This is a genomic window from Streptomyces sp. NPDC058401 (genome assembly GCF_042722885.1).
Classification (GTDB): domain Bacteria; phylum Actinomycetota; class Actinomycetes; order Streptomycetales; family Streptomycetaceae; genus Streptomyces.
In genome coordinates this window covers 1-21,041 of record NZ_JBHXKA010000101.1, presented here as the reverse complement: position 1 = coordinate 21,041, position 21,041 = coordinate 1, and the positions used below count along the sequence as shown (strand labels likewise).

Annotated in this window: 18 protein-coding genes and 2 tRNA genes; 4 read left to right on the top strand and 16 right to left on the bottom strand. The window is 70.1% G+C overall.

Annotated features, from left to right (window positions below; all coding sequences use genetic code 11):
• Window position 1 precedes the first annotated feature (1 nt).
• The 6 genes from mreD to ACFWNV_RS29175 all read right to left on the bottom strand — a co-directional run bounded on the left by mreD (window position 2) and on the right by ACFWNV_RS29175 (window position 5,574).
• Window positions 2-706 carry a rod shape-determining protein MreD gene (gene mreD / locus ACFWNV_RS29200; protein ID WP_383952798.1) on the bottom strand — a complete coding sequence of 235 codons (705 nt, stop codon included), beginning with the start codon at window positions 704-706 and terminating at the stop codon, window positions 2-4.
• Window positions 707-718: 12 nt separating this feature from the next.
• Window positions 719-1,660: a rod shape-determining protein MreC gene (gene mreC / locus ACFWNV_RS29195; protein WP_383952796.1), complete on the bottom strand. Its 942-nt coding sequence runs from the start codon at window positions 1,658-1,660 to the stop codon at window positions 719-721.
• 204 nt (window positions 1,661-1,864) lie between these two features.
• Window positions 1,865-2,884, bottom strand: coding sequence for a rod shape-determining protein (locus ACFWNV_RS29190; protein WP_069923827.1), 1,020 nt, complete (start codon window positions 2,882-2,884; stop codon window positions 1,865-1,867).
• A gap of 296 nt (window positions 2,885-3,180) precedes the next feature.
• Window positions 3,181-3,591: a nucleoside-diphosphate kinase gene (gene ndk, locus ACFWNV_RS29185; protein ID WP_214950910.1), complete on the bottom strand. Its 411-nt coding sequence runs from the start codon at window positions 3,589-3,591 to the stop codon at window positions 3,181-3,183.
• Between the two features lie 105 nt (window positions 3,592-3,696).
• Complete coding sequence (locus tag ACFWNV_RS29180) at window positions 3,697-4,056, bottom strand: DUF4233 domain-containing protein (protein ID WP_383952793.1); 360 nt, start codon at window positions 4,054-4,056, stop codon at window positions 3,697-3,699.
• 3 nt (window positions 4,057-4,059) lie between these two features.
• The gene (locus ACFWNV_RS29175) at window positions 4,060-5,574 is read right to left on the bottom strand and encodes a bifunctional folylpolyglutamate synthase/dihydrofolate synthase (RefSeq protein ID WP_383952791.1); all 1,515 of its coding nucleotides are present in this window, start codon (window positions 5,572-5,574) and stop codon (window positions 4,060-4,062) included.
• Window positions 5,575-5,692: 118 nt separating this feature from the next.
• Between ACFWNV_RS29175 and ACFWNV_RS29170 the strand changes: the two genes are divergently transcribed.
• On the top strand, window positions 5,693-6,742 hold the full coding sequence (locus ACFWNV_RS29170) for a rod shape-determining protein (RefSeq protein WP_383952789.1): 1,050 nt from the start codon (window positions 5,693-5,695) through the stop codon (window positions 6,740-6,742).
• A 35-nt stretch (window positions 6,743-6,777) separates the two neighbouring features.
• Here ACFWNV_RS29170 and ACFWNV_RS29165 read toward each other — a convergent pair whose 3' ends face one another.
• On the bottom strand, window positions 6,778-7,929 hold the full coding sequence (locus ACFWNV_RS29165) for a sensor histidine kinase (RefSeq protein ID WP_383952787.1): 1,152 nt from the start codon (window positions 7,927-7,929) through the stop codon (window positions 6,778-6,780).
• A 152-nt stretch (window positions 7,930-8,081) separates the two neighbouring features.
• Here ACFWNV_RS29165 and ACFWNV_RS29160 point away from each other — a divergent pair, with 152 nt between their 5' ends.
• On the top strand, window positions 8,082-8,699 hold the full coding sequence (locus ACFWNV_RS29160) for a vitamin K epoxide reductase family protein (protein ID WP_383952785.1): 618 nt from the start codon (window positions 8,082-8,084) through the stop codon (window positions 8,697-8,699).
• A 101-nt stretch (window positions 8,700-8,800) separates the two neighbouring features.
• Here the strand turns inward: ACFWNV_RS29160 and ACFWNV_RS29155 are convergent, their stop codons facing one another.
• Window positions 8,801-11,422 carry a valine--tRNA ligase gene (locus ACFWNV_RS29155; protein WP_383952783.1) on the bottom strand — a complete coding sequence of 874 codons (2,622 nt, stop codon included), beginning with the start codon at window positions 11,420-11,422 and terminating at the stop codon, window positions 8,801-8,803.
• A gap of 127 nt (window positions 11,423-11,549) precedes the next feature.
• Here ACFWNV_RS29155 and ACFWNV_RS29150 point away from each other — a divergent pair, with 127 nt between their 5' ends.
• Window positions 11,550-12,515, top strand: coding sequence for a hypothetical protein (locus ACFWNV_RS29150; protein ID WP_383952781.1), 966 nt, complete (start codon window positions 11,550-11,552; stop codon window positions 12,513-12,515).
• 80 nt (window positions 12,516-12,595) lie between these two features.
• Here ACFWNV_RS29150 and clpX read toward each other — a convergent pair whose 3' ends face one another.
• From clpX to ACFWNV_RS29125, 5 genes are all read right to left on the bottom strand, one after another.
• Window positions 12,596-13,882: an ATP-dependent Clp protease ATP-binding subunit ClpX gene (gene clpX / locus ACFWNV_RS29145; protein ID WP_250739478.1), complete on the bottom strand. Its 1,287-nt coding sequence runs from the start codon at window positions 13,880-13,882 to the stop codon at window positions 12,596-12,598.
• Window positions 13,883-14,035: 153 nt separating this feature from the next.
• The gene (locus tag ACFWNV_RS29140; RefSeq protein ID WP_243334852.1) at window positions 14,036-14,686 is read right to left on the bottom strand and encodes an ATP-dependent Clp protease proteolytic subunit; all 651 of its coding nucleotides are present in this window, start codon (window positions 14,684-14,686) and stop codon (window positions 14,036-14,038) included.
• Between the two features lie 106 nt (window positions 14,687-14,792).
• Window positions 14,793-15,410: an ATP-dependent Clp protease proteolytic subunit gene (locus ACFWNV_RS29135; protein WP_383952778.1), complete on the bottom strand. Its 618-nt coding sequence runs from the start codon at window positions 15,408-15,410 to the stop codon at window positions 14,793-14,795.
• Window positions 15,411-15,787: 377 nt separating this feature from the next.
• Complete coding sequence (gene tig / locus ACFWNV_RS29130) at window positions 15,788-17,182, bottom strand: trigger factor (RefSeq protein ID WP_383952776.1); 1,395 nt, start codon at window positions 17,180-17,182, stop codon at window positions 15,788-15,790.
• 187 nt (window positions 17,183-17,369) lie between these two features.
• A tRNA-Pro gene (locus ACFWNV_RS29125) sits at window positions 17,370-17,446 on the bottom strand.
• A gap of 156 nt (window positions 17,447-17,602) precedes the next feature.
• On the opposite strand from ACFWNV_RS29125, the gene ACFWNV_RS29120 reads away from it, so the two are divergent.
• A tRNA-Gly gene (locus tag ACFWNV_RS29120) sits at window positions 17,603-17,673 on the top strand.
• Between the two features lie 462 nt (window positions 17,674-18,135).
• On the opposite strand, the gene ACFWNV_RS29115 is transcribed toward ACFWNV_RS29120, so the two are convergent.
• The 3 genes from ACFWNV_RS29115 to ACFWNV_RS29105 form a co-directional block, all read right to left on the bottom strand.
• A complete protein-coding gene (locus tag ACFWNV_RS29115; RefSeq protein WP_250739483.1) occupies window positions 18,136-18,330 on the bottom strand; it encodes a hypothetical protein in 195 nt (64 codons plus the stop codon).
• A gap of 130 nt (window positions 18,331-18,460) precedes the next feature.
• Window positions 18,461-18,916 carry an HD domain-containing protein gene (locus ACFWNV_RS29110; protein ID WP_383952774.1) on the bottom strand — a complete coding sequence of 152 codons (456 nt, stop codon included), beginning with the start codon at window positions 18,914-18,916 and terminating at the stop codon, window positions 18,461-18,463.
• Window positions 18,913-20,364, bottom strand: a complete 1,452-nt coding sequence (locus tag ACFWNV_RS29105; RefSeq protein ID WP_383952772.1) for a pyridoxal phosphate-dependent decarboxylase family protein — start codon at window positions 20,362-20,364, stop codon at window positions 18,913-18,915. The genes ACFWNV_RS29110 and ACFWNV_RS29105 overlap by 4 nt, the downstream gene beginning before the upstream one ends.
• Window positions 20,365-21,041: the final 677 nt, after the last annotated feature.

Sequence of the window (21,041 nt, the reverse complement as noted above, 5' to 3'; positions counted from 1 at the left end):
CTCACAGTTTCTTGACGCTCTTCACACCCTTGATTCCCTTGACGCCCTTTATCCGGCCGGCCCGGTTGGCCCGGCTGCGGGCGGTCTTCATCCGCAGGCCGCCGCGCTGGCTGCCGATCCGCAGCCCGGTGCCGCCGGCCAGCCAGCCGGAGGCGATGTCCTTGCCCGCGGGCGGGCCGCCGTTGGCCTCGACGGCCATCGGGTCGTTCTCGGCGCGGCGGGCCAGGGCCATGATGAACGGCACCGTGAAGGGGGCCAGCAGCAGGTCGTAGAGGACCGCGGTGAACACCAGTCCGCTGAGCCCCACGTGCCGGGCGGCGGTGTCGCCGACCAGGGCGCCGACGCCCGCGTAGAGCAGGGTGGAGACGAAGGCGGCGCCGACGACGGTGAGCATGGGGCCCCAGGCGGAGCGGAACCGCCCGGTGTCGGGGCGGACCAGGCCGGCGACGTAGCCGATGACGCACAGCACGAGCGCGTAGCGGCCGGCGGCGTGGTCGGCGGGCGGGGCCAGGTCGGTGAGGATGCCGGCGGTGAAGCCGATGAGGGCCCCGCCGACGCATCCGTACACGAGTGCGAGGGCGACGACCGTGAGCAGGACCAGGTCGGGGACGGCTCCGGGGAGTTGGAGGCGGCCCAGGACGGAGACCTGGACGACCAGGGCGACCACGACGAGCGTGCCCGAGAGCAGGATCCGGTTGAAACGCATGATGATCGGCTCCTAGTCCTCGGCCGGCTTGCCGGACGCGCCGGGCGACGGGGTGACCGTGACGGTGACCGTCGGGGTGGGCTTGGGGGCCTCGGGCTTGGGCGGCAGGACCGCGTCGCGCGGGTCCTCGCGCGGGGGCATGACCACGACGCCCACGATGTCCAGGCGGGAGAAGCCCACGAAGGGGCGGACCCAGATGGTGCGGGTCAGGTCGCCGCGCGAGGGGTCGACCTTGATCACCTCGCCGATCGGGACTCCGGGCACGAAGGGCTTGTTGCCGCGCGAGCCGAAGGTCACGAGCCGGTCGCCGGTGTTGATCTTGGCCTTGCCGTTGAGCAGCTGTACGGAGAGCTCCCGGTCGCCCTGGCCGGTGGCGAAGCCCAGTTCCCCGGTCTTCTCCAGACGGGTGCCGACGGTGAAGTCGGGGTCGTTGGCGAGGACCACGGTGGCGGTGTCGGGGCCGACGGTGGCGACGCGGCCGACGAGTCCGTCCCCGTTGAGGACGGTCATGTCGCGCTCGATGCCGTCCTTGCTGCCCGCGTCGATGGTCACGGTCCAGGAGAAGCCCTGGGCCGCTCCTATGGCGATGACCTCGGCGCCCTTGATGCCGTACTGGCCCGCGCCCGCCCGCTTGAGCATCTCGTCGAGCTCGCGGATCCGGTTGCGGGTCTGGTCGTCGCTGCCCAGCTTGGCCTTGAGGGCCGCGTTCTCGCGCTCCAGCGTCGCGATGCGGTTGTGCCGCTCGCCGGAGTCCCGTACCGCCCCTATGGCGTTGGCGACCGGGTCGACCCCTTTCGCCACGCCCTTCTCGACCGGCCCGAAGACCGCTGCGGCGGCCTGTCGGGCACCGTCGACCGGAGACTCCTCGCCCGTCCTGATGTCCACCGTGATCAAAGCGAACGCGATGGCGATCAGAAGCACCAGGAGCAGCCGGCTCTCTCGTGTGTCCCTCACGTGCGGCGGCCGTGCCTTCCTCATAGATACCCGTGCGGCTGGGCCGAAAGAGACGGCCCGCGCCGCTCCGGTGGAGCCGGGGCTCGCACCGGACCTTGCCTGTATATCAACGATCCGCCGCACGGGCCCGGTAGCACCCGTACGGCGGATCATTTGTGTTCCACCGCCGTGCGGCGGGGTTCCACCGCCGTGCGGCGGGCCGGATCAGCGCCGCGGCTGGGCGTCCAGGACCTGCTGGAGCGCCTCGAACTCCTCTACGCACTTGCCGGATCCGAGCGCGACGGAGTCGAGCGGGTCCTCGGCGATGTGGATCGGCATGCCCGTCTCGCGGCGCAGCCGCTCGTCGAGGCCGCGGAGCAGGGCGCCGCCTCCGGTCAGGACGATGCCGCGGTCCATGATGTCGCCGGAGAGCTCCGGCGGGCACTTGTCGAGGGTGGTCTTGACGGCGTCGACGATGGCGTTGACCGGCTCCTCGATCGCCTTGCGCACCTCGGCGGCCGAGATCACGACGGTCTTGGGCAGGCCCGAGACCAGGTCGCGGCCGCGGATCTCGGTGTGCTCGTCCTTGTCGAGGTCGTAGGCCGACCCGATGGTGATCTTGATCTGCTCGGCGGTCCGCTCACCGAGGAGGAGCGAGTACTCCTTCTTGATGTGCTGGATGATCGCGTTGTCGAGCTCGTCGCCGGCCACCCGGATGGACTGTGCCGTGACGATTCCGCCGAGGGAGATGACGGCCACCTCGGTGGTGCCGCCGCCGATGTCCACGACCATGTTGCCGGTGGCCTCGTGGACGGGCAGGCCCGCACCGATGGCGGCGGCCATCGGCTCCTCGATGATGTGCACCTGGCGGGCACCGGCCTGCGTGGACGCCTCGATGACGGCGCGGCGCTCCACTCCCGTGATGCCGGAGGGCACGCAGACCACGACGCGCGGACGGGCCAGGTAACGGCGCTTGTGGATCTTGAGGATGAAGTACCGGAGCATCCGCTCGGTGATCTCGAAGTCGGCGATGACGCCGTCCTTGAGAGGCCGCACGGCGACGATGTTGCCGGGCGTGCGCCCGATCATCTTCTTGGCTTCGGAGCCGACCGCCAGGATGCCACCGGTGTTCGTGTTGATGGCGACCACGGACGGCTCGTTCAGGACGATTCCCCGGCCCCTCACGTACACCAGCGTGTTGGCGGTCCCGAGGTCGATCGCCATGTCACGGCCGATGAACGACATGTTGTTCCCCTTGTTCCCCATGAGGAGCGTCTGGCCTTCCAGTTGATAGCGGCTGCTGTCAGGTCGGCGAGGTGGGTGTGTGGGTGGAGGCCCCATCGTAGTGCCGCAAGTACGGCCACCGCGCGACGGGACTCCGGCAAGCCCGCCGGAACGAATACCCGCCCCCATAGTGGTGACGTCGTGTCCTGTCGATGCGTTCCCGAATATGCCCGGTAATACCGGAGGGCGACCGAAATTACTTCGGTCGCCCCAGGTCATGAGCGCTATTCGGCTGATGTTGCGTCAGAAAAGAGTGATCACAGCGCCGGGAAGAACAGCTTCAGCTCCCGCTCCGCGGACTCCTCGGAGTCCGAGGCGTGGATCAGGTTCTCCCGGGTGACGGTACCGAAATCACCCCGGATGGAGCCGGGCGCGGCGGCAATCGGGTCAGTGGGTCCCGCCAACTGGCGGACACCCTCGATGACGCGCTCCCCTTCGACGACCAGGGCCACGACCGGGCCGCTCGCCATGAAGCCCATGAGGGGCTCGTAGAAGACCTTGCCCTTGTGCTCGCCGTAGTGCGCTTCCAGGGTCTCCTGGTCCAGCGTGCGCAGCTCCAGCGCGGGAATGGTCCAGCCGGCCTTCCGCTCGATGCGGCCGACGATCTCGCCGATCAGGCCGCGACGGACGGCGTCGGGCTTGAGGAGGACGAGCGTGCGCTGGGTCATATGGGTAACTCCTTGCGGCATACGGGTGCGGTCCGACGAGGCTACAGGGGCCCGGGCCCCGGCCGTACGGGGCCTTCCCGGGCCCCGCTCCGGCTCCCCCGCCGGCTACGCCTCGGTCGGGGCGGCGGCCTGGGCCTCCGCCTGGGCGGCCCAGCGGGCCTTGATCACGTCGATGCGGCGGCCGTAGTGGATCGAGCACCACCACAGGCCGGCGAACACCACGCCCAGGATGAACATCATCGGGACGACCAACCCGCTCAGCACGAGCCCGATCTGCAGGGCCCAGCCGATCTGCACGGCCCCGGGGCGCGAGAGCATCCCGCACAGCAGGACCGACACCAGCATCGCGATCCCGCAGACCGTCCAGACGGTGGTCTGGCTCAGATCGCCCTTCATCGCGACCAGCCCGGCGAAGCCGATCACGAAGAACTCGGCGATCAGCGTCGAAGCACACAGCGTGCGCATCCCTCAGCCCCTCTTCAGCAGCAGGCGGGCCTCGCCCACCGTGATGACGGACCCGGTCACCAGGACCCCGGCCCCTCCGTATTCCGCCTCTTCCTCCGCCAGCGTGATCGCCGCCTCCAGGGCGTCGTCCAGCCGCGGCTCCACCTGCACCCGGTCGGCGCCGAAGACCTCGACCGCGACGGCCGCCAGATCGTCGGCGGACATCGCCCGGTGGCTGGTGTTCTCCGTGATGACGACCTCGGCGAAGATCGGCTCGAAGGCCTCGAAGACCCCGCGCGCGTCCTTGCCCTCGCTCGCGCCCACGACGCCGATCAGCCGGCTGAAGCCGAAGGCCTCGGTCACCGCCTCCGCCGTGACCCGCGCCCCGGCCGGGTTGTGGGCCGCGTCCAGCACCACCGTCGGGCTGCGCCGCACGACCTCCATGCGGCCGGGCGAGGTCACCGAGGCGAAGGCCTTCTGCACGGTCTCCACGTCCAGCGCCCGCGCGTGGTCGGCGCCGATCCCGAAGAAGGCCTCGACCGCCGCCAGCGCCACCGCCGCGTTGTGCGCCATGTGGGCGCCGTGCAGCGGGAGGAAGATGCCGTCGTACTCGCCGCCCAGCCCGCGCAGCGTCAGCTGCTGCCCGCCGACCGCGACCTCGCGGGTGACGACGCCGAACTCCATGCCCTCGCGGGCGACGGTCGCGTCGACCTCCACTGCCTTCTTCAGCAGTACCTGCGCGGCGTCCGCCGGCTGCTGCGCCAGGATCACGGTGGCGCCCTGCTTGATGACGCCGCCCTTCTCCTGTGCGATCTCACCGGTGGTGGAGCCGAGCCGGTCCGTGTGGTCCAGGCTGATCGGGGTGACCACGGCGACCGCGCCGTCGATCACGTTGGTGGCGTCCCAGGTGCCGCCCATGCCGACCTCGACCACGGCCGCGTCCACGGGCGCGTCCGCGAAGGCCGCGTAGGCCATGCCGGTGAGGACCTCGAAGAACGACAGCCGGAACTCCTCGGCCGTGTCCACCATGTCCACGTAGGGCTTGATGTCGTGGTACGTCTCGACGAACCGCTCGGCGGTGATCGGTGCACCGTCCAGGCTGATCCGCTCGGTCACCGAGGACACGTGCGGGCTGGTGTAGCGGCCGGTGCGCAGCTCGAAGGCGTTCAGCAGCGCCTCGATCATGCGGGCGGTGCTCGTCTTGCCGTTGGTGCCGGTGACGTGGATGGAGGGGTACGCGCGCTGCGGCTCGCCCAGGACGTCCATCAGCGCGGCGATCCGCGTGACGGACGGCTCCAGCTTGGTCTCGCCCCAGCGGCCGGCCAGCTCCTGCTCCACCTCCCGCAGCGCCTGGGCCACCTCGGGGTCGGCGGGCTCTTCGGGTACCGGGTCGCCCTGGGGCGGACCGGCCTGCGTGCGCAGGGTGCGGCTGCCCGCCGCGATCACCGCCAGGTCGGGGTCGCGGTCGGACTCTTCCGCGACGATCTGGTCGAACGCGTCGAAGCTGTCATCGTGGCTCTCGGGCTGCTGCTCACTCACGGGACCCAGTCTACGGACGAGGACCGGGGGGTCTTTCGGCCCGGTCGGATCGGGACCTTCGGCTGCCGGGGCGACCAGATCGTTATGCAAGCCTTGCGGACAGGAGATTGGGGAGCAAATGCCGCAGGCCAGCACGAACAAGACAGGTTCCAGCCGCGACATAGGGATAGACCTGGGAACCGCCAACACCCTCGTCTACGCACGGGGGCACGGCATCGTCCTCAATGAGCCGTCCGTGGTCGCCGTCAAGGCGGGCACCACCACCGCACTGGCCGTGGGTACCGAGGCCAAGGAGACCATCGGCCGCACCCCCGGCTCCATCACCGCGATCCGCCCCCTCAAGGACGGCGTGATCTGCGACTACGAGGCCGCCGAGGAGATGATCCGGCACTTCGTCCGCAAGGCCGTCCCCGGCCGCCGGGTCCGCACCCGCATGGTGATCTGCGTACCGTCCGGGGTCACCCCGGTGGAACGGCGGGCCATCATCCACGCCTCCACCCGGGCCGGCGCCAGAACCGTGCACCTGATCGAGGAACCCATGGCCGCCGCGATCGGGGCCGGGCTCCCGGTGTCCGAACCGCGCGGCTCGATGGTCGTCGACATCGGCGGCGGCACCTCCGAGGTCGCGGTCATCTCGCTGGGCGGCATCGTCACCTCCCAGTCGCTGCGGATCGGCGGCGACCGGCTGGACGCCGCGATCACCGACTGGGTCCGCAAAGAGCACTCCCTGCTCATCGGCGACCGCACCGCCGAGGACGTCAAGATCGCCATCGGCTCGGCGTGGCCGGTGCCGGACCGGCCCGAGCTGGAAAGCGCCACCTTCACGGTGCGGGGCCGCGAGAAGGTCGGCGGCATGCCCCAGACGCTCGTGCTCGACGCGCGCGACGTACGGGCCGCCCTCGACGAGCCGATCGAGGCGATCATCGCCGCCGTGCGCACCACCCTGGAGGAGTGCCCGCCCGAACTGTCCGGGGACGTCATGGAGCACGGCATCGTCCTGACCGGCGGCGGCGCGCTGCTGCCCGGCCTGGACCTGCGGATGGCCTCCTCGACGGGGATCCCCGTCTTCGTCGCGGACGACCCGCTGGACTGCGTGGCGCTGGGCTCGGGCCGCTGCGTGGAGGACATGGACGCGCTCAGCAGCCTGCTGGCACCGGCGAAGGGCTAGGGCGGGCGCGCGCGGGGCCGGCGCCGCCGCCGGGCTCAGCCCTTCGGGAGCGTCGCGAGGACCTCGTACGCCTCTTGCGTGCGCGTGGCCGTCAGTGTGCCGCCCAGGCTGCGCACGCGCTCGGACATGCTCGCCGTGCCCGAGCCCGCCGAGACGGGGGCCCTGGCCGGAACGCGCTGGGCCAGCCCGTTGCGGACGGCGATCCGCAGCTGTGGCCCCTCCGCCGCGATGGACACCTCGATGGTCTCGCCGCGCGCGTGCTTGGCGGCGTTGGTCAGGCATTCCTGCACCACCCGGTAGACCGCCGCCTGGCGCAGCGGCGACAGCCCGTGCACGGCCGGATCCAGGTCGAGCCGTACGGGTGAACCCGCGCGCCCGCTCTCCTCCGCGAGCGCCGCCAGCCCGTCCACGCCCGGGGTGGCCGCCCGCTCCCCGCGCTGCACGATGATCTCGTTGAGCACCAGGTGGGCGCGGCGGGCGGTGTCGGCGAGCTCCTCGAAGTCCTTCGCGTACGCCGTCTCGCGCGAGCGCATCGACAGCACCTCGGAGCGGACCGTCAGCAGGGTCAGCTCGCGCCCGACGAAGTCGTGGACGTCGCGGGCGACGGAGGTCCGCTCCTGCTGGACGGCCTGCAGGACGGCGGACTCGGCGCGCCGGGTGTCGAGCTCGCGCACGAGGTCGTGGCGGTAGGCGGCGATGCCCACGGCCGAGGCGAGCACCCCGATGGGCACGACCAGGCTGAGGAAGGAGCTGAGCGTCTCGGCCCGGGCCAGCGGCCAGCCGGGCACGCAGCAGAACAGGCACAGCGTGAAGGCGAGGTAGCCCGAGGTGGCGAGGATGCCGGCCCGGCGCCCGCGGAAGCGGCCCACCGAGTACAGCGCGAACTGGATCAGGGTCAGCTCGTGCAGCCAGCCGATGAAGAGCAGCGCGGCGAGGTACGAGACCCAGGGCATCCGGCGCCGCACCAGCAGGGTGGAGCAGCCGAGCGTCAGCACGACCGCTGCCGCGGGGCCGCTCAGGGAGTTGTCGGCGGCCGCCAGGCCCGGCAGGTCGAGCGCGATCAGGCCCAGGCAGCTCAGGGCCGCGAGCAGGTCCATCGCGCGCGGCGACCCGGCCCAGCCCTGCGCGAGCCGGCGGCCGAAGGCGGTGAGCCGGTGGGGCGCCGAGAGGGCGGGCTTGACGTGCATGCCCTCCATCATCCGTGCTGGGCACCCCCGGATCCGGGCCGGCCGGGGCGGAGAACGCGTGATTTAGGGCACTTCGGACAGGCCGGAGGTCCTTCGGCCCGGAGGCGTTCCGCTCTACCCGGGGCCGCCGCCGCGCTCGTAGCGTCGGGAGAATGACCACCCAAAGGGGAACGACCACCGACCGGGGAGCGACCACCCAAAGGGGAACGACCGCCCCGCGGGGAACGGCCACCCCTCGGGGCACCGCCCTGCTCCTGCTGATCGGCGGCCTCGTCGGCACCCTGGCCTCCGGGATCCTCACCTACGACCGGATCCGCACCCTGGAGGACCCGCTCTTCACCCCGGGCTGCAACGTCAACGCGGTGCTGAGCTGCGGCGACGTGATGACCACCTGGCAGGGCAACCTCCTCGGCTTCCCCAACATGCTGCTCGGCCTCGCCGGCTTCGCGGCCCTGGCCGGACTGGGCACGGCCCTGGTCGCCGGGGCGGTGCTCCCCCGGTGGCTGTGGCGCGGGCTGTGGGCCGGGATCGCCGCCGGATTCGCCTTCACGGTGTGGCTGATCAGCCAGTGCCTGTACGTGATCGGGGCCCTGTGCCCGTGGTGCATGGTCGTCTGGGCGGTGATGATCCCGCTGTTCTGGTACGTCACCCGCCACCTGGCCCCGGCCGGCTCCCGGCTGCGGGCGCTCCCCCACTGGGTGGTGCCGCTGGGCGCGTACGGCGTGGTCGCGGCGCTGATCCTGACGAGGTTCGGCGCACAGCTGCTGTGATGCCGGCCCCCTCGCGGGGAACACATACCGCGAAGGCCCCCACGTCGACCGACGGCGTGGGGGCCTTCGCTTGTGTCCTACGGGTGTGCCCTACGGGCCCGTCAGGCGGCCGGCAGGGTCTCCAGCTGGGTCTTCAGCCGGGCGATGTCCGCCTCGGCCTTGCTCAGCCGGCCCTTGATCTTGTCCACGACGTTGTCGGGGGCCTTGGCGATGAACGCCTCGTTCCCGAGCTTCGCCTCGGCCTGCTGCTTCTCCTTCTCGGCGGCGGCCAGGTCCTTGCTCAGCCGCTTGCGCTCCGCCTCCACGTCGATGGTGCCCGACAGGTCGAGCGCGACGGTGGCGCCGGCGACCGGCAGGGTCGCGGTGGCGCTGAAGGCGTCGCCCTCCGGCTGGAGGCGCAGCACCTGGCGGATGGCGGCCTCGTGGGCGGCCAGCGTGGTCGCGGACAGGTCCAGGCGGGCCGGGACCTTCTGCTTGTCGTCGAGGCCCTGCTCCTTGCGGAACCGGCGGACCTCGCGGACCAGGCTCTGGATGCCCTCGATCTCGGCCTTGGCGGCCTCGTCGCGGAAGCCGCTGTCCTTGGGCCATTCGGCGATCACGAGGGACTCGCCGCCGGTCAGCGTGGTCCACAGGGTCTCGGTGACGAAGGGGACCACCGGGTGGAGCAGGCGCAGCATGACGTCGAGGACCTCGCCGAGGACCCGGGCGGAGGCCTTGGCCGGCTCGCCGCCCGCGAAGAAGGTGGTCTTCGAGAGCTCGACGTACCAGTCGAAGACCTCGTCCCACGCGAAGTGGTAGAGGGCCTCGCTGAGCTTCGAGAACTGGTAGTCCTCGTAGAAGGCGTCGGCCTGCGCGACCGTCTCGTTCAGCCGGGACAGGATCCAGCGGTCGGTCGCCGACATCTCCTCGACCGACGGCAGGTCGCCCTCGATCGTGGCGCCGTTCATCATCGCGAAGCGGGTGGCGTTCCAGATCTTGTTGGCGAACTTGCTGGAGGCCTGGACCCAGTCCTCGCCGATCGGGACGTCGACACCCGGGTTGGCGCCGCGCGCCAGGGTGAAGCGGACCGCGTCGGAGCCGTACTTGTCCATCCAGTCCAGCGGGTTGACCGCGTTGCCGAAGGACTTCGACATCTTCTTGCCGCGCTCGTCGCGGACCATGCCGTGCAGGGCGATGGTGTGGAACGGCGGGGTGCCGTCCATCGCGTACAGGCCGAACATCATCATCCGGGCGACCCAGAAGAAGAGGATGTCGTAGCCGGTGACCAGGACGGCGTTCGGGTAGAACTTCGCCAGGCTGTCGGTCTGCTGCGGCCAGCCGAGCGTGGAGAACGGCCACAGGCCGGAGGAGAACCAGGTGTCCAGGACGTCCGTGTCCTGGGTCCAGCCCTCGCCGGTCGGCGGCTGCTCGTCGGGGCCGACACAGACGATCTCGCCGTTCGGGCCGTACCAGACGGGGATGCGGTGGCCCCACCAGAGCTGGCGCGAGATGCACCAGTCGTGGAGGTTGTCGACCCAGTCGAAGTAGCGCTTCTCCATCTCCTGCGGGTGGATCTTGACCTGGCCGTCGCGGACCGCGTCACCGGCGGCCTTGGCGAGCGGGCCGACCTTGACCCACCACTGGAGCGACAGGCGCGGCTCGATGGTGGTCTTGCAGCGCGAGCAGTGTCCGACGGAGTGCGTGTACGGGCGCTTCTCCGCGACGATCCGGCCCTCGGCGCGCAGCGCGGCGACGATGGCGGAACGGGCCTCCAGCCGGTCCAGGCCCTGGAAGGGGCCGTGGACGGTGATGACGGCGTGCTCGTCCATGACGGCGAGGTTCGGCAGGCCGTGGCGCTGGCCGATCTCGAAGTCGTTGGGGTCGTGCGCCGGGGTCACCTTGACGGCGCCGGTGCCGAACTCGGGGTCGACGTGCTCGTCGGCGACGACCGGGATGCGGCGGCCGGTGAGCGGCAGCTCGATCTCGGTGCCGACGAGGTGCTTGTAGCGCTCGTCCTCGGGGTGGACGGCGACAGCCGTGTCACCCAGCATCGTCTCGGCGCGGGTCGTCGCGACGACGATGGAGGCCTCGCCCTCGCCGTAGCGGATGGAGACGAGCTCGCCCTCGTCGTCCTGGTACTCGACCTCGATGTCGGAGATCGCGGTGAGGCAGCGGGGGCACCAGTTGATGATGCGCTCGGCGCGGTAGATCAGCTCGTCGTCGTAGAGCTTCTTGAAGATGGTCTGGACGGCCTCGGACAGGCCCTCGTCCATCGTGAACCGCTCGCGCGACCAGTCCACACCATCACCCAGCCGGCGCATCTGGCCGGAGATCTGCCCGCCGGACTCGCCCTTCCACTGCCAGACGCGCTCGACGAAGGCCTCGCGGCCCAGGTCGTGGCGGGACTTGCCCTCCTTGGCGAGCTCGCGCTCGACGACGTTCTGGGTGGCGATGCCCGCGTGGTCCATGCCGGGCTGCCACAGGGTCTCGTAGCCCTGCATGCGCTTGCGGCGGGTGATGGCGTCGATCAGCGTGTGCTCGAAGGCGTGCCCCAGGTGGAGGCTTCCGGTGACGTTCGGCGGCGGGATGACGATGGCGAAGGGGGGCTTGTCGCTCTTCTCGTCCGCCTCGAAGTACCCACGCTCTACCCAGCGCTCGTAGAGCTTCCCCTCTACATCGGCCGGCGCGTACGAAGTCGGCAGTTCGGAGTAGGGGCTGCTGGGTGTCTGCGTGTTCTCGGTCACGAGCCACAGTTTAGGGCCGTAACGGTCCGGTCATGAAACCGGGTTTCCGGGGGCCCGGGGCCTTGCACCGCCCCGGCTTCCGCCAGGATGTGTGGGACGTATAAACAACCTCATGGGGGGACGCGGGATGAGCTACAACCAGCCGGGACCGTACGGAGGCCAGCAGCCGCAGCAGCCGGGGCCCTACGGGCAGCAGCCGCAGCAGCCGGGCCCGTACGGACAACAGCCCGGCCCCTACGGGCAGCAGCCCGGATACGGGTACCCGCAGCAGGCCCCCCAGGGAGTTCCGCAGCAGGGCTACCCGCAGCAGCAGCCCGGCTTCCCCCAGCAGCAGGCTCCGTACGGCGGCTACCAGCAGCAGCCCCCGTACGGCGGGATGCCCCCGCAGCAGCCCCCGAAGAAGTCCAAGGCCGGCGTGATCATCGGCGTTGTCGTGGCGGTCGCCGTGATCGGCGGCGGGGCGTTCTACCTGCTGGGCTCGGGCGCCGGCAACGGTGACGTCTCGGCCTCCACGAAGGGCTACAAGATCGTCCCGCCTGCCGCGGTGAACGACTTCAAGAAGCCCGCCACGGCCGCTCCGGCCAAGAAGATGGACGACAAGGAGAAGAAGGAGGTCGAGGCGATCGGGATCAAGAACCCGGTCAAGGTCGCCCAGGACTACGAGATCTCCGACAAGGCCAAGCCGCTGGAGAGCAAGCAGCTCAGCTTCTCCTCGTTCTCCGGCGAGATCGCGGACCCCTCGAAGACCCTCGACTCCGCGTTCGCGATGTTCAAGGCCTCCAGCACGGAGGAGAAGGACAAGGACGCCGACGTCCAGTTCATCGGCTCCCCGGAGACCTTCAAGCCGGCCGGGTTCAGCGGGGCGCTGATGAAGTGCCAGGAGATGAAGATCGTCTCCAAGAAGCCCTCCACCAACCCGCTGGAGCCCAAGGAAGTCACCTTCCCGGTGTGCATCTGGACGGACTACAGCACCATGGGCCTCACCACCACCATCGACATCGCCAAGATGATGACCGGCGGCAAGGGCTACACCCTGGCCCAGACCGCCGAGCTCGACGCGAAGCTCTACAACACGGCGCGCGTCAAGAACTAGCCGCCCGCGCCCACCACATGAGGAAGGGCGCCCCCGGACCGGGGGCGCCCTTCCTCATGTCTGCTGCGTGCTACCGGGTGCTACGCCGACTTCTCGTGCGGGCCCTGGTCCTTCGGGACGATCCGCGGGACCAGCGTCGGGTTGACGTTGGAGCGGACCACGTCCGAGGTGATGACCACGCGGGCCACGTCCTTGCGGGACGGGACCTCGTACATCACCGACATCAGGACCTCTTCCATGATGGCGCGCAGGCCGCGCGCGCCGGTCTGGCGGAGGATCGCCTGGTCGGCGATGGCCTCGAGGGCCTCGCGCTCGAAGTCCAGCTCGACACCGTCGAGTTCGAACAGCCGCTGGTACTGCTTCACCAGGGCGTTGCGCGGCTCGATGAGGATCTGGAGCAGGGCCTCGCGGTCCAGGTTGTGCACCGAGGTGATGACGGGGAGACGGCCGATGAACTCGGGGATCATCCCGAACTTCACCAGGTCCTCCGGCATGACCTCCTGGAACTGGTTGCTCGCCTCGATCTCGCGCTTCGAGCGGATCGTCGCCCCGAAGCCGATCCCCTTGGCGCCGGCGCGGGATTCGATGATCCGCTCCAGGCCGGAGAAGGCGCCGCCCACGATGAACAGCACGTTCGTCGTGTCGATCTGGATGAACTCCTGGTGCGGGTGCTTGCGGCCGCCCTGCGGCGGTACGGAAGCGGTGGTGCCTTCCAGGATCTTCAGGAGGGCCTGCTGCACGCCCTCGCCGCTCACGTCGCGCGTGATCGACGGGTTCTCGCTCTTGCGGGCGACCTTGTCGATCTCGTCGATGTAGATGATCCCGGTTTCGGCCTTCTTGACGTCGTAGTCGGCCGCCTGGATCAGCTTGAGCAGGATGTTCTCGACGTCCTCGCCGACGTACCCGGCCTCCGTGAGCGCCGTCGCGTCCGCGATGGCGAACGGAACGTTGAGCATGCGGGCGAGCGTCTGGGCCAGCAGCGTCTTGCCCGAGCCCGTGGGGCCGAGCAGGAGGATGTTGGACTTCGCGAGCTCGATCGCGTCGTCACGGCCCGTCCCGCCGCCGTTCTCGCCGGCCTGGACGCGCTTGTAGTGGTTGTACACCGCGACGGAGAGCGCCTTCTTCGCCGGCTCCTGGCCGACGACGTAGCTCTCCAGGAACTCGTAGATCTCACGGGGCTTGGGAAGTTCTTCCCAGCGAACCTCGGAGGTCTCCGCGAGTTCCTCTTCGATGATCTCGTTGCAGAGGTCGATGCACTCGTCGCAGATGTACACACCGGGTCCCGCGATGAGCTTCTTCACCTGCTTCTGGCTCTTTCCGCAGAACGAGCACTTGAGCAGGTCGCCGCCGTCACCGATGCGTGCCACGAGGTGCTTCCCCTTCGCCTGGGAGACGCCTGGTTCAGCGCTCCTGGTGCCTCATATCCGACGGTACCTTGCCGGGGGCCCCGAGCGGGGCCCCCTTGACGTGGTTCACATCGCCGAATCCGGCGACATGCCCGCGCCAACTGGCGGCAAGGATCAGTTCGAAGTCTTACGGGTCGCCACGACCTGGTCGATCAGGCCGTACGCCAGCGCGTCCTGGGCCGTGAGGATCTTGTCGCGCTCGATGTCGTCGCGGATCTTCTCGATCGGGGTCGAGGAGTGCGTGGCCAGCATGTTCTCCAGCTGGTCGCGCATGCGCAGGATCTCGTTGGCCGCGATCTCCAGGTCGGAGAGCTGCTCACGGCCGGTACCGCCCGAGGGCTGGTGGATCAGCACGCGGGCGTTCGGCAGCGCCATGCGCTTGCCGGGCGCACCGGCGGCGAGCAGGACCGCGGCGGCGGAGGCCGCCTGGCCCATGCAGACCGTCGAGATGTCCGGCTTCACGAACTGCATCGTGTCGTAGATCGCCGTCAGCGCGGTGAAGGAGCCGCCGGGGCTGTTGATGTACAGGTAGATGTCGCGGTCCGGGTCCATCGACTCCAGGCACAGCAGCTGCGCCATGACGTCGTTGGCGGAGGCGTCGTCGATCTGCACGCCGAGGAAGATGATGCGCTCCTCGAAGAGCTTCGCGTACGGGTCGTACTCGCGGACGCCCTGCGAGGTGCGCTCCACGAAGCGCGGCACGACGTAGCGGTTGTCCACCGGCGCGCCGGTGTAGAGGCCGCTCGCGGGAGAAAGGTTGTTCATGTGCATCTGGGTGTTCACCGTCCTGGTGGCGTTCTGCGGGCTGAGGCTTGCCTGGTGCGGGCGGCGTACGGGTCCCCGTGCGGGATCCCGTACGCCGGGGCCGGGATCAGGCCCCGGTGCCACCGCCGCCGGGGGCAGCGGCCGCGGCGGAGATGATCTCGTCGATGAGGCCGTAAGCCTTGGCCTCTTCCGCCGTGTACCAGCGGTCGCGGTCGCCGTCGCGGATGATCGTCTCCACGGTCTGGCCGGAGTGGTGCGCGGTGATCTCAGCCATGCGCTGCTTGGTGCGCAGCAGGTACTGGGCCTGGATCTTGATGTCCGAGGCGGTGCCGCCGATGCCGGCGGAGCCCTGGTGCATCAGGATGTCGGTGTTCGGGAGCGCGAAGCGCTTGCCCGCGGTACCGCCCGTGAGCAGGAACTGGCCCATGGAGGCCGCCATTCCCATGCCGATGGTGACGACGTCGTTCGGGATGAACTGCATGGTGTCGTAGACCGCCATGCCCGCCGTCACCGAGCCACCGGGGCTGTTGATGTACAGGTAGATGTCCTTCTCCGGCTCGGCGGCCAGGAGCAGGAGCTGCGCAGTGATCTTGTTGGCGATGTCGTCGTCGACCTGCTGGCCGAGGAAGATGATGCGCTCGCCGAGCAGCCGGTTGTAGACATGGTCGCCGAGGCCGCCACCGATGGACGGCTCACCCGCGGCGTAAGGCTTCAGATTCGTCACGTATCCACCTGCTCGTCTCCGACGGCCATGTGCCGTCTCAGCGTCTCGTTCTGGGGCGCGGACCTGCCGTGCGGACGATGTCCGCCGGCGTCGGGTACTCCCGTGCCCTCGTATTCATGGACCCTAACGCGCAGCTACGACAACGCCATCCCGCTTCCCGAACTGTTCGCTCGGAGCGCAAGGTCAGAGGCCCCTCACGGAGGGTTCCGCAGAGGGTCCCGCGGAGCTCGTGCGGGGGGCGCGCGGGGAGCGTGCGGAGGGCGCGCGGAGGTCATGCGCAGGGCGGTCCCGGGGGAAGGCCGAAGGGCCCGGACGCGATGGCGTACGGGCCCTCCGGGCCGTGCTCTGGTACTGCTCAGCGGGGGTGACCCCAGGTGTTACTTGGCCTCGTCGGCAGCGATCTCGCCGTCGGCCTCGACCACGTTCTCGACGGTCTCGGCGGCCTGCTCGAGCTCGTCCTCTTCGTCGGAGAGGTCGACGACCTCACCGTTGGTGTCGGTGACCTTGGCGGCCTCGACGACGGCCGCGAGGGCCTTGCCGCGGGCGACCTCGCCGACGAGCATCGGAACCTGGCCACCCTCGACGACGGCCTGGGCGAACTGGTCGGGGGACATGCCGGAGGAGGCGGCGCGACGCATGAGGTGCTCGGTGAGCTCCTCCTGGTTCACGTTCAGCTTCTCCTTGTTGACCAGCTCGTCGAGGACGAACTGGGTCTTGATGCCCTTGATCGCCTGCTCGGCGGTCTCGGCGTCGAACTCCTCGACCGTCTTGCCCTGGATCTCGAGGTACTTCTCGATGGTGAGACCCATCTGGCCGAGCTGGTGGTGCTCCAGGTTGTGCTTGCGCGTCTGGACCTCGTCCGCGAGGAGCTTCTCGGGGATCGGGACCTCGACGAGCTCCAGCAGCTTCTCCAGGACGCGCTCCTGGGCCTGCGTGGCCTGGTCGTACTGCTTCATGTTCTCGAGGCGCTTGCGGCTGTCAGCCTTCAGCTCCTCGAGGGTGTCGAACTCGCTGGCCAGGCCGGCGAACTCGTCGTCCAGCTCCGGCAGCTCACGGGCGGAGACCTTGGTGACCTTGACGGTGACCTCGGCGTCCTTGCCCTCGGCGGAGCCGCCCTTCAGCTGGGAGGTGAAGGTGGCCTCGCCACCGGCCTCCAGGCCCTTGACGGCCTCGTCGATGCCTTCGAGAAGCTCACCCGAGCCGATGGTGTAGGAGACGTCCTGGGCGACACCGTCCTCCAGCACCTCGCCGTCGACCTTGGCCTCGAGGTCGATGGTGACGACGTCGCCGTCCTCGGCCGCGCGCTCTACGTCCTTGGTGGACGCGAAGCGGCCGCGCAGCTGCTCGACGGACTTCTCGACGTCCTCGTCCGAGACCTCGACGGCGTCCACGGTGACCTCGATGCCGGAGTAGTCCGGGATCTCGATCGCGGGACGGATGTCGACCTCGGCGGTGAAGGACAGCAGCTCGCCGTCCTTCAGCTCCTTGATGTCGACGTCGGGCTGGCCCAGCGGGTTCAGGTCGGCCTCGTTGACGGCCTCGGTGTAGAACTTCGGGAGGGCGTCGTTGACGGCCTCCTCCAGCACCGCACCGCGGCCGAAGCGCTGGTCGATGACGCGGGCCGGGATCTTGCCCTTGCGGAAGCCCTTCACCGTGACCTGCTGGTTGATCTTCTTGTAGGCCGCGTCGAGGCTGTCCTTGAGCTCCTCGAAGGGCACCTCAACAGTGAGCCGAACCCGAGTCGGGTTCAGGGTCTCCACGGCGCTCTTCACGGTTCGGTCTCCTTGTGGCTGACTGCTGGGGGTCTCTGCTCATCGCCGCGGTCTAGCGGTTCTCAGCGGATCGGGCCCGGTACATCAGACACACGGGCACGCAGCTTGCATAGTAGCCGCAAGCGGCAATCAGCCCACAACGCGATCATCGACGCGGTCTCGGAGGGGGATCGCGCGATCCTCTTGCTGGTCGGGGTGGCCGGATTCGAACCGACGACCTTCCGCTCCCAAAGCGGACGCGCTACCAAGCTGCGCCACACCCCGTCGGTGCGACACGTAGGGTACATGCCCGAAGACCCTCCGCCGTGCGGAGTTTCGGCGAAAACCCCACGCGGGCGCGAAATGCGGTGTGCGATCCCCCTCGGGAACCCGCTATGATCCTGTTCGTGCCGCGGTCCCCGGACCTGCGTCACACGTACTGCGGGTGTAGCTCAATGGTAGAGCACTAGTCTTCCAAACTAGCTACGCGGGTTCGATTCCCGTCACCCGCTCAGAGACGCAAAGGGCCAGGTCAGAGGATGTTTCCTCGACCTGGCCCTTCGTCGTTCCCGGGGCTTGGCGCGGTGTCGGCTTCCGGTAGGGCGGGGACCTAGTGACCCGGCGGAGAGTGGGAAACCTTGGGTTTCCGGGCTGCTCGGGTTTTAGGGTCCCGCTGGGAGGTCACATGGGGGGCAAGAACGACTGGCGGAATCATCCGCGTTGGATCCTGGTGTTCTTGGTGCCGGCGCTGGTCTTCGTGATCGCGGAGGAGGACCCGCGTCATGCGCGGCTTCCAGGCCGTCGCCATCCTCTTGTGGGGGGTTCGCTACGGCCGCGAGTCGGCGAAGTGGCGGGCGGACGAGAGCCGGGTGCGGCTACCGCCTCAGCCGAAGCCGAAGCGGACCGAGGGGTATCTGTAGCGGACCGGGAACGCGGCGGTGAAGAGGGCTGTGCCGCGGGCCGGGGGCGGAAGCTCAGAGTTTGATGCCTGCGATGGTGTCCGCGAGGGAGTTCAGGAAGCGGTTCACGTCCGGGGCGATGGAGCTGGACGCGAGGAAGAAGCCGAAGAGGACCGCGACGATCGCGGGGCCGGCCTTGAGGTGGCCTCCGCGGACGAGCACCACGAGGATGATCGCCAACAGGACTACGACTGACAGCGAAATGGCCACTTCTGATCACACCTTCGGTCGTCCCCTGGTCGGCCCGGGGCGCGGCCGTGCGCGCCCCCACATGCTCCATCCTCCCACCAACGCGCCCCGGCTATCCGTCTCGTGACGAAGTGACGGTGGCGCTTTTGCGTCAAGGGGTGGCGAGACCCAGGAGGGAGCGGACATAGGCGTACTTCACGGACAGTCTTTCGCGGGTGGGGGCGTCGAGGACCGCCAGGCGGGCGGGGTCCGTGTTGTGGGCCAGGTCGGCTTCCTTGATCAGGAGGGCGCCGGGGGTGGCGAGGATGCGGGCCGTGTAGGCCTCGACCGGTTCGCCGGGGCGTTTGGTGACGGCCAGGATCATGTCCTTGACCGGTCGGGGGAGTTCGGCCGCTTCCAGCCAGGCCAGGGTGAGGGCTTCGTCCTCGATCGCGTCGTGGAGCCAGGCCGCCGCCTGCTGTTCGGCGGTGCCGCCGCGGGCGCGGACGCCCTCGGCGACGGCGGCGAGGTGTTCCGCGTACGGGCGGCCGGACTTGTCCGTCTGGCCTTCGTGCGCGGCGCGGGCGAGGGCCTCGACCTCGATGAGGGTGAGTGGGCCGTCGGTCATCCGAGCTCCTTCGCCGCTGTGTGGAGGGCCTGCACGGCCCGGCGCACATCCGCCTGTGTGGTGCGCCAGTTGGAGAACGCGGCGCGCAGGGCGGGGGTTCCCGCGTACGTCGTGGGGGTGACGAAGACCTCGGGTCCGGCCGCTTCGCGCAGGGCCGTCAGGCGGGCCGCGGTGGGGGCCTGGGAGAGGGTGAAGCAGACGACGTTGAGACGGACCGGGGCAAGGACCGTGAAGTACGGGTCCGCCGTGAGGGATTCGCCGAGGGAGCGGGCGCAGGCGATGTCCCGTTCCACGATCTCGCGGTGGCCCTCGCGGCCGTAGGCGCGCAGCGTGAACCAGGCGGCGAGGGCCCGCAGCCGGTGGGAGTTCTCCGGGGTGAGGTGCACCAGGTCGGGGTCCTGGGACAGCGGGCCGAGGTAGGTGGCGGCGTTCTGGAAGACGCGGGCCTGGAGGTCGCGGCGGCGGGTGAACTGGACGGCGCTGTCGTAGGGGACGTTGAGCCATTTGTGCAGGTCGATGCAGACCGAGTCGGAGGCGTCGAGGCCGTCCGTGAGGTGGGCGTGGGTTGGGGAGAGCGCGGCGAACGCTCCGAAGGCGGCGTCCGTGTGCAGCCAGAAGTCGTGCCGGTCGCGGAGCGCGGCGATGGCGCGGAGGTCGTCGAAGTCCACGGTGTTGACGGTGCCGGCGTTGGCGACGACCACGGCGGGACGGCCGGGCGCGTCGGCCAGGGCGCGGTCCAGGGCGGCCGGGTCGACGGCCTCGCGGCCGGGCAGGGTCGGTACGGGGACCAGCGCGGCACGGCCCAGCCCGAGGAGGGACAGGGCCTTGGCGATGGAGGAGTGCGGAGCGCCGGAGAGGACGCGGACCGGGCCCAGCGCGGCCGCGCCGTCCTCGGCCGGGGAGACGCCGAGGCGTTCGCCGAGCCATTCGCGGGCGATGGCCAGGCCGGTGGTGTTCGACATCGTCGCACCGCTGACGAAGGTGCCGGTGTGGGCGGCGGAGAGGTCGAAGAGGTCGCGGAGCCAGGAGACGGTTTCGCGTTCGAGGTCCTGGCCGCCGCCGTCCAGGGCGGAGTTGGAGTTCTGGTCGTGCGCCGCGGTGAGCCAGTCGCCCGCGAGGGCGGCGGGGGTGGCTCCGCCCGTGACGAAGCCGAGGTAGCGGGGGCCGGCGGAGGCCGACAGGCGCGGGGCCCAGCGCGCCTCGAAGGCTGCGAGGGCGGCTTCGGTGCCGGTGCCGTGTTCGGGGAGCGGTGGGGTGGGGTCCGGCGTCGCCGGGTGGGGTGGCGGTGTCTGTGCCGGTGTCTGTGCCGGTGCCTGTGCCTGTGCCTGTGCCGGTCCCGGTACGACGGGGCGTGTGTCCAGTGCTGCGAGGGTCGCGGCGGCGGCTTCGCGGGTGGCGTCGAGGAGTTCGGGGAGGCGGGCCAGGTCGGCGGCGAGGGTGTGGTGCATGGGGGCACGGTAGGGGGCGCCGGGGCGGCTGCGGACCGGCCAATCGGGGGTGAGTGGCCCGGGGGCGGGGGGCGTCGCTGTTGAGCCCTGTGTGGGCGGGTGCGGGGCCCTGGCCGGGCGGGGCTGGGCCGGGCCGCTGCCCAGGCCCGGCCAGGGACACGTTGATGCCTCACCGGCCAGCAGGGTGCGCGGCGTCGGCGCGTGTGAGGCGGCCCTGCGGGGCTGTCCCCTACCCGCCCTTCCACCGTTCCCCGGGCTCCGCCCGGACCCGCGCCTCAAACGCCGGCGAGGCTGGGAGTGTCCCCGGGCACTGCCCGGACCCCGCGCCTCAAACGCCGGCGAGCCTGGAAGTGTCCCCCGGCACTGCCCGGACCCCGCGCCTCAAACGCCGGCGAGGCTGGAAGTGTCCCTGGGCTCCGCCCGGACCCGTGCCTCGAACACCGGCGAGGCTGGGAGTGTCCCTGGCGCTGCCCGAACCCCGCGCCTCAAACGCCGGCGAGGCTGGGAGTGTCCCCGGGCTCCGCCCGGACCCCGCGCCTCAAGCTCCGGCGAGGCTGGAAGTGTCCCCAGGCTGCGCCCGGACCCGTGCCCCGAACGCCGGACGGGCTGAGGAGGGGTACCAGGCTGCGCCCGGACCCCCTGGGGCTCCGCCCCAGACCCCGGTCCTCAAACGCCGG

What these genes read in the sequence shown, in the direction of transcription:
- ACFWNV_RS29140 (WP_243334852.1), bottom strand. Translation starts at nt 14,686, where the DNA reads ATGAACAACCTTTCTCCCGCGAGCGGCCTCTACACCGGCGCGCCGGTG.
- ACFWNV_RS29180 (WP_383952793.1), bottom strand. Translation starts at nt 4,056, where the DNA reads ATGCGCACGCTGTGTGCTTCGACGCTGATCGCCGAGTTCTTCGTGATC.
- ACFWNV_RS29105 (WP_383952772.1), bottom strand. Translation starts at nt 20,364, where the DNA reads ATGCACCACACCCTCGCCGCCGACCTGGCCCGCCTCCCCGAACTCCTC.
- ACFWNV_RS29160 (WP_383952785.1), top strand. Translation starts at nt 8,082, where the DNA reads ATGACCACCCAAAGGGGAACGACCACCGACCGGGGAGCGACCACCCAA.
- ACFWNV_RS29165 (WP_383952787.1), bottom strand. Translation starts at nt 7,929, where the DNA reads ATGCACGTCAAGCCCGCCCTCTCGGCGCCCCACCGGCTCACCGCCTTC.
- ACFWNV_RS29150 (WP_383952781.1), top strand. Translation starts at nt 11,550, where the DNA reads ATGAGCTACAACCAGCCGGGACCGTACGGAGGCCAGCAGCCGCAGCAG.
- ndk (WP_214950910.1), bottom strand. Translation starts at nt 3,591, where the DNA reads ATGACCCAGCGCACGCTCGTCCTCCTCAAGCCCGACGCCGTCCGTCGC.
- ACFWNV_RS29110 (WP_383952774.1), bottom strand. Translation starts at nt 18,916, where the DNA reads ATGACCGACGGCCCACTCACCCTCATCGAGGTCGAGGCCCTCGCCCGC.
- ACFWNV_RS29170 (WP_383952789.1), top strand. Translation starts at nt 5,693, where the DNA reads ATGCCGCAGGCCAGCACGAACAAGACAGGTTCCAGCCGCGACATAGGG.
- ACFWNV_RS29190 (WP_069923827.1), bottom strand. Translation starts at nt 2,884, where the DNA reads ATGTCGTTCATCGGCCGTGACATGGCGATCGACCTCGGGACCGCCAAC.
- mreD (WP_383952798.1), bottom strand. Translation starts at nt 706, where the DNA reads ATGCGTTTCAACCGGATCCTGCTCTCGGGCACGCTCGTCGTGGTCGCC.